The 12,270-nt window shown below is 72.2% G+C and carries 8 protein-coding genes; 6 read left to right on the top strand and 2 right to left on the bottom strand.

What is annotated here, in order from left to right:
• Positions 1-155: 155 nt before the first annotated feature.
• Positions 156-3,833, bottom strand: a complete 3,678-nt coding sequence (locus tag OG251_RS14580; RefSeq protein ID WP_326677580.1) for an FHA domain-containing protein — start codon at positions 3,831-3,833, stop codon at positions 156-158.
• A 490-nt stretch (positions 3,834-4,323) separates the two neighbouring features.
• Here OG251_RS14580 and OG251_RS14575 point away from each other — a divergent pair, with 490 nt between their 5' ends.
• From OG251_RS14575 to OG251_RS14560, 4 genes are all read left to right on the top strand, one after another.
• Positions 4,324-6,000, top strand: coding sequence for a serine/threonine-protein kinase (locus OG251_RS14575; protein ID WP_326677579.1), 1,677 nt, complete (start codon positions 4,324-4,326; stop codon positions 5,998-6,000).
• 146 nt (positions 6,001-6,146) lie between these two features.
• On the top strand, positions 6,147-7,391 hold the full coding sequence (locus tag OG251_RS14570; RefSeq protein ID WP_326677578.1) for a serine/threonine-protein kinase: 1,245 nt from the start codon (positions 6,147-6,149) through the stop codon (positions 7,389-7,391).
• Positions 7,392-7,609: 218 nt separating this feature from the next.
• The gene (prfB, locus tag OG251_RS14565; RefSeq protein ID WP_073723831.1) at positions 7,610-8,716 is read left to right on the top strand and encodes a peptide chain release factor 2; all 1,107 of its coding nucleotides are present in this window, start codon (positions 7,610-7,612) and stop codon (positions 8,714-8,716) included.
• Between the two features lie 353 nt (positions 8,717-9,069).
• On the top strand, positions 9,070-9,978 hold the full coding sequence (locus OG251_RS14560; protein WP_326677577.1) for a hypothetical protein: 909 nt from the start codon (positions 9,070-9,072) through the stop codon (positions 9,976-9,978).
• A 154-nt stretch (positions 9,979-10,132) separates the two neighbouring features.
• Here OG251_RS14560 and OG251_RS14555 read toward each other — a convergent pair whose 3' ends face one another.
• On the bottom strand, positions 10,133-10,333 hold the full coding sequence (locus tag OG251_RS14555; protein WP_073723827.1) for a hypothetical protein: 201 nt from the start codon (positions 10,331-10,333) through the stop codon (positions 10,133-10,135).
• A 259-nt stretch (positions 10,334-10,592) separates the two neighbouring features.
• On the opposite strand from OG251_RS14555, the gene ftsE reads away from it, so the two are divergent.
• Together ftsE and ftsX are read left to right on the top strand one after the other, a co-directional pair.
• Positions 10,593-11,282 carry a cell division ATP-binding protein FtsE gene (gene ftsE / locus OG251_RS14550; protein WP_073723825.1) on the top strand — a complete coding sequence of 230 codons (690 nt, stop codon included), beginning with the start codon at positions 10,593-10,595 and terminating at the stop codon, positions 11,280-11,282.
• A gap of 41 nt (positions 11,283-11,323) precedes the next feature.
• The gene (ftsX, locus tag OG251_RS14545; RefSeq protein WP_266806275.1) at positions 11,324-12,241 is read left to right on the top strand and encodes a permease-like cell division protein FtsX; all 918 of its coding nucleotides are present in this window, start codon (positions 11,324-11,326) and stop codon (positions 12,239-12,241) included.
• Positions 12,242-12,270 lie beyond the last annotated feature (29 nt).

Raw genomic sequence — 12,270 nt, 5'->3', positions numbered from 1 at the left:
CGACCACGTCTCTGTGCGCGGGCTACGTCGTCCGTGTCGACAGTCCTACGCCGGGCGCACGGGTGCCGCAATACCGTCCGGGGTTCCAACCTCCTTATCGTTGTGGGCTCGTGACGTCGAATCAGTGCAGGGGAGGGGGTGTTTCCGCCACTTTTTCAGGAAGAGAACGGGATAAGCGGAGGGAGTCGTTCAGCGTTCACCGAACGGGCCGCGCGCTCCAGCGCACTGGCGAGCAGCGCCAGGTCCGTCGGCCCGTTGCCGAGCTCCCGCAGCGGCCGACGGGTGGGCGGATCGCCCATCCGCTCCCACTCCAGCGGTACGACGGTGGGGCGCAGGGTCGCCGTGCGCGGGATGCGGCCCGTGACCCGGCCGCCCTGGAACGGCGTCACCCGGCCGTCCGGGTGCCCCAACCGCCCACGTCCCGGCGCCGGTTCGTCCGGGGAGGGCGGCAGGACCGGCGCGTCGAGCACGATGCGCAGCCGGGCGCCGCGGGCCAGCTCCGTGTCCTCGGTGCGGTCCGGGCGGGCGGAGGTGGCGACCAGATGGACGCCGAGCCGTCCGCCGTCCCTGGCGACGGCCTCCAGCGCCCGTACGACCGACCCCGCGGCAGGGCGGCCGGGGCTGCCGAGCGCCGGGGCGACCAGGGCGTCGAAGTCGTCGGCGAGGACGACGAGCCGGGGCAGCGGGGAGGGGCCCGGGTCCATGGCCCGTACGGCGGCGGGCCGCAGCCGCAGGGTGCCGCCGGCGGGGGAGTCCAGGTCGCCGCGCTGTTCGGCGGCGCTGGGCGGACGCTGGCCCACGAGCCGCTGCGAGACCTCGTGCTGGGCGTGCCACGCGGCGAAGTCCAGCGGGCCGAGCAGTTCGGCCCGCCGCTTCAGCTCACCGCCCAACGCCTGCGCGAACTCCCGCATCCGTACGGGGTCCGACGCCATCAAGTGCGTGAACACATGCGGGAGTTCCGTGCAGGGACGCAGCCCTTCGCCGCGCTCTCCGTGCTCGCCCGCGGCCCCGTCGACCAGCAGGATGCCGAGCCGGTCGGGGCGGGCGGCGGAGGCGAGCGAGGCGGCCACGGCCCGCAGCAGCTCGGTGCGCCCGCTGCCCGCCGGTCCCTCGATGAGGAGGTGCGGCCCTTCGTCGGCCAGATCGACACTGAGGGCGCCGCGCGGCCCCGCCCCGAGCACGAGCACCGGCCGCCCGGCGTACACGGCGGCGCCCGACGCGGGCTGCGCTGCGGTCTGCGGGGCGGTCCGGGACGAGGTCTGCGGGGCGGCGCTGCCGGGATAAGGAGTACGTCCGGAGCCACGGGAGTCCGTACCCGGGTAGGGCGTACGCCCGGAGCCACGGGTGTCGGTGCCGAAGTACGGCGTGTGGTCGGAGGCGCTGCCGGGATAAGGGGTGCGCCCCGAGCCCCGGGAGTCCGCGCCGGGATACGGCGTGTGCCCCGAGCCCCGGCCGTCCGTGCCCGGATACGGCGTGCGCCCCGAGCCCCGGCCGTCCGTGCCCGGATACGGCGTGCTGCCCGAGCTTCGGCCGTCCGTGCCCGGATATGGCGTGCGTCCTGAGTCCGTCGGTTCCGGGGCGCGGTGGTACGGGTCGTGGCCCGTGCGCTGGGCGCCCACGCGGGGGCCCGTGCTCAGGGTGCGGCCCGAGCCCGGGGTGTCGAGGTCCGACCTCGGCGCGGCGGCCGCGGGACGGACCGTGGCGCCCGGCTGGCTCTCCGCCGTGGACGCCCAACGCGCCATCAGTGATGCCGGGGTGGCGCGGGCCAGCCCCAGCTCGTCGAGCAACCGGGCGGACGGCGGCAGGGCCGCTGCCGTCGGGCGGCCCGGCAGCGCGGCCGAGCCCTCGTCGCGCAACGGCGCCAGGGCCCGCCCGAACCGCTCGGCCCAGGCGGCCGACACCGCGTCCACCGCGGCGACGGTGCCGTGCCCCGCGACCTGGCCGCCCGCCGTGCGCAGCAACCGCAGCGCCGTCGCCACATCGCCGCTCAGCATGGCGACCGCCCCGCACTCGCGGAAGGCGATCGAGGTCTGGCACGCGGTCTCATAGGTCGCGGTGACCGGCGACGTGGGCGACGCGGCGGGGGTCTCGGCGAGGCAGATCAGATGGATTCCGGCGGCCGCTCCCGCACCGGCCAGCCTGGCCGTGGTCTCGCGCAGCACCGAGGAACCGGGGTCGCCGTCGACGATCACCACGGTGTGCGGACCCGTATGGGCGCGGGCGGCCTCGGCCACCGCGGACCGGTCCACGCTCGGCCAGCCGGGGCCGAGCGGGCCCTCGTCCAGGCGGCGGACCAGCTCCGCCGTACGGGCCATGGCCTGCTCACGGTCGTACGCGAGGAGGAGCCGGCAGTCCTGACCGTGCATCGGGCGCAGATGCGGCAGCCATCCCAGCCAGGCCCACTCCCGCCGCCGCTCGTCCGCGGAACGGGCCCGGTCCGTGCTGATCAGCACGATCTCCAGGTCGAACGGGGAGTGCAGCGCGGCGAGCTGCGCCACGGTCGAGCGGGCCAGACCCGCCAGCCGTTCGCGCGGTCCGGCGAGGCCGAGCGAACCGGCCTCCCGCAGCCCCACGGTCACCGGCACGGCGGGCAGATCGGCCCGGTCGGTCGTCCCCAGCCGTACGACGAGTGCCTCCGGGTGGGCGGCGTCGCGCTCCCACAGCCGGGGTCCCGGGCCGAGCGCGGTCAGCAGCACGGCCGCCGGATCGGGCCAGGTGCCCGCGGGCGCGGAGGAGAAAGGAGAGGGAGAGGAGGAGGACGGGGAGAAGGAGGAGGGGGCGTCGAACGAGGCGTGCCCGGTGTGGGAGGACCGCGCCCGCTCCGGGGAGTCGGGTGCCGCTCTCCCCGGTGCGCCCGCGTCCGGGTCCTGTGCCGGATCGCCCTTGCCGCCCGTGAGCCGCCGGGCCCAGGCGCCTATACCGCCGCGCCGGGGCGCCTCGCTCTCGCCGTACCGGGTGCCGCGTGCGTGCGTGGAGTGGCGCCGGACGGTGTCCGGCCCGTGTGCGTGCTCGCCGCCTTCGTCGTCCTGCCGGTGCGCGTCGTGCCCCTGCGGTCCGGGATCACCGTGGGAGGGGGCCTGGCTGTAGGCGTGCCCGGAGCCGTCCGGGTCCTCGTCGCCGAAGCCGCCCGCGGTGCCCGCGAAGCCGTCTCCGGCCGCGGGGCCGCCCCCCGGGGCGTCGGGTTCCGCCCGGGCCACCCGCAGGTGCCCCTCACCGTCCGGCGCGGTCGCCAGGGTCGCCGTACGGGAGCCCGCGGTGAGCCGCAGCGTCGATTCGCCGAGCCGCAGCAGTGCGCCCGGGAGGAGCGGGACCGGGCGGTCGCGGACCTCCGTACCGTCCAGCGAGGTGCCGTTGGTGGAACCCAGGTCGGCGACCGAGACCCGGCCGTCCTCGGAGACCGTCACCGCGCAGTGCAGCCGGGACACGTCCGGGTCGTCGAGCGGGACGTCCGCGTCGGCCGAGCGGCCGATCCGGATCTGCCCGCCGTGCAGCAGGTGGACGCCGCCCGCGTCGGGGCCCGCGACCACATGCAGCTGCGCCGGGACGGTGTCGTCCGCCGCTTCGTCGTCACCGGGCACCTGGAGCGAGAGCACCGCGCCGTCCACCAGGGGCGGATCGCCCAGGGCGATGCGGTGCGCGTCGAGCCGTTCCCGTCCGGCGAACAGCACCACCGCTCCGCCGCCGAGAGAACTGTCGGGCCCCGAGACGGCCGCGGCCAGGCCGGAGGCGACGGCGGCGAGCGCCGTCCCGGCCGGGGCGGTGACGAGCACGTCGCAGGCGCGTGCCGGGGTCTGGCCGCTGCGCGGCGCGAGGACGGTCAGCCGGATCTGCATCGCCGTCAGCGGTCCCTTCTGCGCGGGGTGCCCGGCAGGGGAAACGCCCTGTGATGTCCCCCCGGCCGGCACGGACGCGTCGTCCGGTACAGGTCGACACGGACCGCGAGGTTCCCGACCCCATGGTTCCGTGCTGGAAGGCATCCTCGCACCTGCCACTGACAACACGCCCGGGGGCCACCTTCAAATGATCTTGAATGGCTGAGTGTGGACGTAAAAATGCCTGCTTGGGTCGGGTTCGAGCCGTCCGGGGAGATCCCGGCCGTACGTGGGGCAGGTTTATAGAACGTCTGTTCGGCAACCATCTGTCCCCTGTGTGCGTCTTCCTCCGGACACGGCAGGACACCCGCCGGGACGACTTCACGACGCGGCGGGACCAAGACCGGAAGACGACCGGCCGGTGCCACCTTCGGCGGCACTAGAGTGGGCCGGAACATCCGGGCGGGCCCGGGGGGACCGCAAGCACCACGATCAGCAGGGAGCGCATGACGTGCGGCCGGTAGGCAGCAAGTACCTGCTCGAGGAGCCGCTCGGACGCGGCGCCACGGGCACCGTCTGGCGAGCCCGCCAGCGGGAGACCGCGGGCGCCGAGGCGGCCGTCGCGGGTCAGCCCGGCGAGACCGTGGCGATCAAGGTCCTCAAGGAGGAGCTCGCCAACGACGCCGATGTGGTGATGCGGTTCCTGCGGGAGCGCTCCGTGCTGCTGCGGCTCACCCACCCGAACATCGTGCGCACCCGGGACCTCGTCGTCGAGGGCGATCTCCTCGCCCTGGTGATGGACCTCATCGACGGTCCCGACCTGCACCGGTATCTGCGCGAGAACGGCCCGCTCACCCCGGTCGCCGCCGCCCTGCTGACCGCTCAGATCGCGGACGCGCTCGCCGCCAGCCACGCCGACGGTGTCGTCCACCGCGACCTCAAGCCCGCCAATGTGCTGGTCGACGAGCGCGACGGCCAGATGCACCCGATGCTCACCGACTTCGGCATCGCGCGCCTCGCCGACTCCCCGGGGCTGACCCGGACCCACGAGTTCGTCGGCACCCCCGCCTATGTGGCGCCCGAGTCCGCCGAGGGCCGCCCGCAGACCTCCGCCGTGGACATCTACGGCGCGGGCATCCTGCTGTACGAACTGGTCACCGGACGCCCGCCGTTCGCCGGGGGCACCGCCCTGGAGGTCCTGCACCGGCACCTCAGCGAGGAGCCCCGCCGCCCGAGTACCGTCCCCGCACCGCTGTGGACGGTCATAGAGCGCTGCCTGAGCAAGGACCCCGACCGGCGGCCCAGCGCCGAGAACCTCGCCCGCGGACTGCGTACCGTCGCCGCGGGCATCGGCGTACACGCCAACTCGTCCCAGATCGCGGCCGCCGACGGTGTGGGCGCCCTGCTGGCACCCGACCCGGCGCCCGCCGCGGTCCCGGAGACCCCCGGGGCGGCCGACCCCACGCAGATGCTGCCGAGCAACGCGGGTTCGTACGACCCCGCCGCCCCGACCAGCGTCCTCCAGCAGACCCCGGGACAGGCCGGCTTCGGCCAGGGGGGTGCGGGTGACGCCGACCCGACCTCGGTCATGCCGCCCGTACCGCAGCACCCCGACGGCCCTCCGCAGCCCGACGGCCCGCACCCCTGGCAGGGGCAGCTCCAGGCCGCGCGTGACCGCAACGACCAGACACAGGTCCAGTACCTCGACCCGGGCCAGGACCCGCTGCGCCGTCGGCCCCAGCGCCAGCAGCCGCCCCAGCAGCCTCCGCAGCGGCAGCAACCGCCTCAGCACCAGCAGCGGCCTCAGCATCAGCAGTACCCGCCGCAGCAGCAGCCCCAGCGCTACCAGCAGCCACAACCGCCTCAGCAGCCCCAGCGGCAGCAGTACGCGCCCCCGCAACAACAGCAGTACGCGCCCCCGCAGCAGCCACCGCCCCAGCAGCCGGCCGCGCCGCGCCAGCCGAGGCAGCGCAGCGCCAACCCCATGCGCATCCCGGGTCTCGGCTGCCTCAAGGGCTGCCTGTTCACGGTGGTGTTGCTGATCATCGCGGGCTGGCTGATCTGGGAGCTGACGCCGCTTCAGGACTGGGTCGCCCAGGGCAAGGGCTACTGGGAAGCGATCGGTGACGCGATCAGCACCGTGACCGACTGGGTCTCGAAGATCGACGACAGCACCGGCGGCGCCTGAACAGCCAACTCTGTACCTTTGTCGACTTCTCCGGGCCCAATTGGCCCGGAGAAGTGAAGGTTGGCGCCATCCAGGGCACGCAACACCCCGAACGCCGCGTAACTTTGTCGACCGGGGGTCCAACGCCAGCCGCTGAGGGAGCAGTCTTGGCACGGAATATCGGCAGCCGGTACACCGCCCACCAGATCCTGGGGCGCGGCAGCGCCGGCACGGTGTGGCTCGGCGAGGGGCCCGAGGGCCCCGTCGCCATCAAGCTGCTCCGCGAGGACCTCGCGTCCGACCAGGAGCTCGTGGGCCGCTTCGTGCGGGAGCGCACCGCCCTGCTCGGGCTCGACCATCCCCAGGTGGTCACCGTCCGCGACCTCGTCGTCGACGGCAACGACCTGGCCCTGGTCATGACGCTCGTACGCGGCACGGATCTGCGCACCCGCCTCGACCGCGAGCGCCGCCTCGCCCCCGAGGCCGCCGTCGCGATCATCGCGGACGTCGCCGACGGCCTCGCCGCCGCGCACGCCGCCGGGGTGGTCCACCGCGACGTCAAGCCGGAGAACATCCTGCTCGACATGGAGGGGCCGCTCGGCCCCGGCGGTTCGCACCCCGCCCTGCTCACCGACTTCGGCGTCGCGAAGCTGATCGACACCCCGAGCCGCACCAAGTCCACCAAGATCATCGGTACGCCGGACTATCTGGCCCCCGAGATCGTCGAGGGACTCCCGCCGCGCGCCGCCGTGGACATCTACGCCCTCGCGACGGTGCTGTACGAGCTCCTCGCCGGGTTCACGCCCTTCGGGGGCGGCCACCCCGGCGCGGTCCTGCGCCGTCATGTGACCGAGACCGTGGTCCCGCTCCCCGGTATCCCCGAGGAGCTCTGGCAGCTCCTGGTCCAGTGCCTGGCCAAGGCACCGGCCTCCCGGCTGCGCGCCTCGGAGCTCGCGCACCGGCTGCGCGAGCTGCTTCCGCTGCTGGCGGGGATACCCCCGCTCGACGTGGACGAGCCGGGCGCCGAGGAGACGGAACCCCAGGCGCTGGCCTACGACGAGCAGCAGTACACACCGGCCGAGGAGCCCCGCAGGCGCGGCGCCGTCCCGCTGGTCCCCGGCTCCGCGCCGGACTCCAACCGCGACACCCACACGAGCATGCGCGTGCCGGCCCCCGACGAGCTGGCCGGCGGCCCGCTGGGCACGGCCCGAGCCCCCCGGGCGCCGGGCCGCCCCCGCCCCGGATCGGCCCGCAACAAATCCGCTGCCGTCCGCAAGCGCCGCATCACCCTGGGCGTCGCCGCGGTCGCCCTGTGCGCGGCCGTCGCCGTGGGCGGCTGGCTGGCGGCGGGCGGCGACGACGCCGGCGCGACCCCCCAGGACACCAAGAACTCGGCCCCCTCGTCCCCGTAGGGCCGGTACACGGGGACGCCGGGACGCGGGCCGTGCGGGCCCCGCCCCCGGAGCCTCCGTGGGCGTTCGCGGGAGCCCGCTCACGGTCCGGCCACCCCGCCCGGCACGGGTCAGGACCGGGTTCGCGACGGGTCAGGACCGGGTCCGGACCCGGACCGCACCGGGACCGGGTTCCGGGTGAGGGCAAGCTTCATCCGCCCAGCCGTTACGCTGGACCCGTGGCAGTCGTCGATATTTCCGAAGAGCTGAAGTCCCTCTCCTCGACCATGGGGTCGATCGAGGCCGTCCTGGACCTGGATGCGCTGAGGGCGGACATCGTCGCGCTCGAGGAGCAGGCGGCGGCGCCGTCCCTCTGGGACGACCCGGACGCGGCACAGAAGATCACCAGCAAGCTTTCGCACCTCCAGGCCGAGGTCCGCAAGGCCGAGACCCTGCGCGGCCGCATCGACGACCTCGAAGTCCTCTTCGAGCTCGCCGAGGACGAGGGCGACGCCGATGCCCTCGCCGAGGCCGAGTCCGAGCTGGAGTCCGTCAAGAAGGCGCTGGACGAGATGGAAGTCCGCACGCTTCTGTCCGGTGAGTACGACGCCCGTGAGGCCCTCGTCAACATCCGGGCCGAGGCGGGCGGCGTGGACGCCGCCGACTTCGCCGAGAAGCTCCAGCGCATGTACATCCGCTGGGCCGAGCGGCACGGCTACAAGACCGAGGTCTACGAGACGTCGTACGCCGAAGAGGCCGGCATCAAGTCGACCACCTTCGCCGTCCAGGTGCCGTACGCCTACGGCACCCTCTCCGTCGAGCAGGGCACCCACCGCCTGGTCCGGATCTCGCCCTTCGACAACCAGGGCCGCCGCCAGACGTCCTTCGCGGGCGTCGAGGTGCTCCCCGTCGTCGAGCAGACCGACCACATCGAGATCGACGAGTCGGAGCTGCGCGTCGACGTGTACCGCTCCTCCGGCCCCGGTGGTCAGGGCGTCAACACCACCGACTCCGCGGTGCGCCTGACGCACCTGCCGACCGGCATCGTCGTCTCCTGCCAGAACGAGCGCTCGCAGATCCAGAACAAGGCCTCCGCGATGAACGTCCTCCAGGCGAAGCTCCTTGAGCGCCGCCGCCAGGAGGAGCAGGCCAAGATGAACGCCCTCAAGGGCGACGGCGGCAACTCCTGGGGCAACCAGATGCGTTCGTACGTCCTGCACCCCTACCAGATGGTGAAGGACCTCCGTACGGACTTCGAGATCGGCAACCCGGAAGCGGTCTTCAACGGCGAGATCGACGGCTTCCTGGAAGCCGGCATCCGCTGGCGCAAGCAGCGGGAGAAGTAACCCCGGTCGTACGTCGGTCGAGCCCGGACAGGCAGCTGTCCGGGCTCAGTCGTGTGATGCGGGACCGCACGCAGTTGCGGGGAAGTCGTGCTCAACGCGTCACAGTCGTGATTCCGAATAGCCGTCAAGAAGCCCCATAACGGTGCGTATTACACGGAACGGCCTTGACGTAATCCTTAACTCTGGCCAGGGTGCTAGAGCAGCATGCGTATGTCTGGGACGGGTGTGAACCGGGGGGCGGGCGGGAGGCCACGGCACGATGTGGCCCTGCCCCGAGAGCGAACCCCGCAGGGCCGTGGCCCCACACATATGGCTGCTCCACTGACGAGATCGGCTACTGGGGGTAGCAACAGATGACCAAGAAGACGCGCATCCGCGTCGCGCGGATAGCCGCTGGTGCGGTTATTGCCGCAGGTGCCTCGCTGACCGCGGCCGGTGCGGCGCAGGCCGTCGGCATCGGCATCGGGATCGGTGTTGACGGCGAGGACGGCATCACCGCCAAGGCCGGGGTGAACGGCGACGAGAACCCGGCGGGCGGTGCTGACCAGGGCGGAACGTCCGGTGAGAACCCCATCGGCGGCGCTGACGCCGGTGCCGACGGCGGCTCGGACGGCGGCGCTGATGGCGGTGCCGATGGTGGCGCTGATGGCGGTGCTGATGGCGGTGCTGACGGTGGCGCTGATGGCGGTGCCGATGGTGGCGCTGACGGCGGTGCCGATGGCGGTGCTGATGGCGGTGCCGATGGTGGCGCTGATGGCGGTGCTGACGGTGGCGCCGATGGCGGCGCCGATGGCGGTGCTGACGGTGGTGCTGATGGTGGCTCGGGCAACAACGGTGGCTCGGGCAACAACGGTGGCTCGGGCAACAACGGCGGTTCCGGCAACAACGGTGGCTCGGGCAACAACGGTGGCTCGGGCAACAACGGCGGTTCCGGCAACGACGGCGGCACCACCGACGGCGGCGGCGACAACGGCGGTTCCAGCAATGGCACCTCCGGCTCCGCCACCTCCGGCTCGACCACCGGTGGCGACGGCGCCGGTACCTGCACGGTGGACCTCGACGGTGCCGAGTGCGCCGACAACACCGACACGGACAGCGTCGGCAACCAGCCGGTCGAGCAGGGCAAGGGCAAGGACGAGCTCGCCGAGACCGGTGCGGCCGAGACCACGTTCCTGCTGGTCGGCGCCGCGACGATGATCGCCGGTGGCATCGGCTTCCGTATGCTGCCGCGCCTGGTCGGCGGCGGTCGTACGGTCGCCTAAAGGCCCGTACACGCACAGAGAGGGCCCGGGAGGCCGTGTACAGCCTCCCGGGCCCTCTCGGCGTACGCGGCGGTCCTGCGGCCCGTACGTGGACGTATCGGCCCTCCGGCTCCCGCGGCGGGCGTACCCGGCCGGTCAGGGGGCGCCGGACGGGTCAGGCGGCCTGGTGCGCCAGCAGCGCGAGCGCCGCCACCAGGATGACCATCAGCGCGATCAGCATCGCCGGATTCAGTCCGGCGAGCGGGCCCTGGTCCTGCTCGTCCTCCAGCTGCTGCCGTACGGCCCGGCAGACGCGACAGCGTCCCTCGTTCACCGGCGCCGCGCAGTTCGCGCACACCAGTCGGTCATAGGTCATGCGCTTTCCTCCTCCCGCGCGGCGGAGCCGCTTTCTGCTTCCTCTCCGCACAACGGTCCGGGAAACGCAACCGTTCCCCCCACCACTGTGCCAGCTCGCGCCGATTTCGGCGCGGCCCGCCGGACAAGGTCCGGCACGACCCGTTTCGTTCCGACCGAGGTTCTGCCACAAATCACCCATTGCCGGACGCCGCCTGCACGCGTGAGCCCGGTTCGCGTATGGTCACGCACACCTACTCCCGGCCGACCGTGGTGCATCCGTGATCCGATTCGACAACGTCTCCAAGACCTACCCGAAGCAGACCCGTCCGGCTCTGCGCGATGTCTCGCTCGACATCGAGAAGGGCGAGTTCGTCTTCCTGGTGGGCTCCTCCGGCTCCGGCAAGTCGACCTTCATGCGACTGATCCTGCGCGAGGAGCGCGCCAGCACGGGCATGGTCCATGTGCTCGGCAAGGATCTCGCGCGGCTGTCCAACTGGAAGGTGCCGCAGATGCGCCGCCAGCTGGGCACGGTCTTCCAGGACTTCCGGCTCCTGCCCAACAAGACCGTCGCCGAGAACGTGGCCTTCGCTCAGGAGGTCATCGGCAAGCCGCGCGGTGAGATCCGCAAGGCGGTGCCCCAGGTCCTCGACCTCGTCGGTCTCGGCGGCAAGGAGGACCGGATGCCCGGTGAGCTCTCCGGTGGTGAGCAGCAGCGCGTGGCGATCGCGAGGGCCTTCGTCAACCGCCCCATGCTGCTGATCGCGGACGAGCCGACCGGCAACCTCGACCCGCAGACCTCCGTCGGCATCATGAAGCTGCTGGACCGGATCAACCGGACCGGCACCACTGTGATCATGGCGACGCACGACCAGAACATCGTCGACCAGATGCGCAAGCGCGTCATCGAGCTCGAGCAGGGCCGTCTCGTACGCGACCAGGCACGCGGCGTGTACGGATACCAGCACTGAAGAGGGCCCGCCCTCCGAGCATCGAGTACTGAAAGGACGCCATGCGCGCCCAGTTCGTCCTGTCGGAGATCGGCGTCGGTCTTCGTCGCAACCTCACGATGACCTTCGCGGTCGTGGTCTCCGTCGCCCTCTCGCTCGCCCTGTTCGGCGGCGCGCTGCTCATGCGCGAGCAGGTCAGCACGATGAAGGACTACTGGTACGACAAGGTCAACGTCTCGATCTTCCTCTGCAACAAGAGCGACGCCAAGGACGTACCCAAGTGCGCCAAGGGTGCCGTCACTCCGCAGCAGAAGAAGGAGATCAAGTCCGATCTCGAAGAGATGGACGCTGTCCAGAAGGTCAGCTTCGAGACGGTCGACGAGGCGTACAAGCACTACCAGGAGCAGTTCGGCGACTCGCCGATGGCGGGCAACATCACGCCCGACCAGATGCAGGAGTCGTTCCGGGTCAAGCTCGACGACCCGAAGAAGTACAAGGTCGTCGCCACGGCCTTCGCGGGACGGGACGGGGTGCAGTCCGTCCAGGACCAACGCAGCATCCTGGACAACCTCTTCGGGCTGATGAACGGCATGAACGTCGTCGCGATATACGTGATGGTGCTGATGCTGGTCATCGCGCTGATCCTGATCGTCAACACCGTCCGGGTCTCGGCGTTCAGCCGCAGACGTGAGACGGGCATCATGCGGCTCGTCGGCGCCTCCGGCTTCTACATCCAGATGCCGTTCATCATGGAGGCGGCCGTCGCCGGCCTGATCGGCGGTCTGCTCGCCTGCGCCATGCTGCTCGGCGGCCGTTACTTCCTGATCGACGGCGGACTGGCACTCAAGGACAAGCTGAACCTGATCGACTTCATCGGCTGGGACGCGGTCCTGACCAAGCTGCCGCTCGTCCTCGCGATCGGGCTGCTGATGCCCGCCGTTGCCGCGCTGTTCGCGCTCCGCAAGTACCTCAAGGTGTGACATGCGCCCCCTGGGGCGTGCGGCCGAGT

Origin of the sequence: Streptomyces sp. NBC_01237 (genome assembly GCF_035917275.1) — a bacterium.
Taxonomy (GTDB): domain Bacteria; phylum Actinomycetota; class Actinomycetes; order Streptomycetales; family Streptomycetaceae; genus Streptomyces.
The sequence above is the reverse complement of the archived record's forward strand: the minus strand, read 5'-3'. Positions and strand labels throughout refer to the sequence as shown.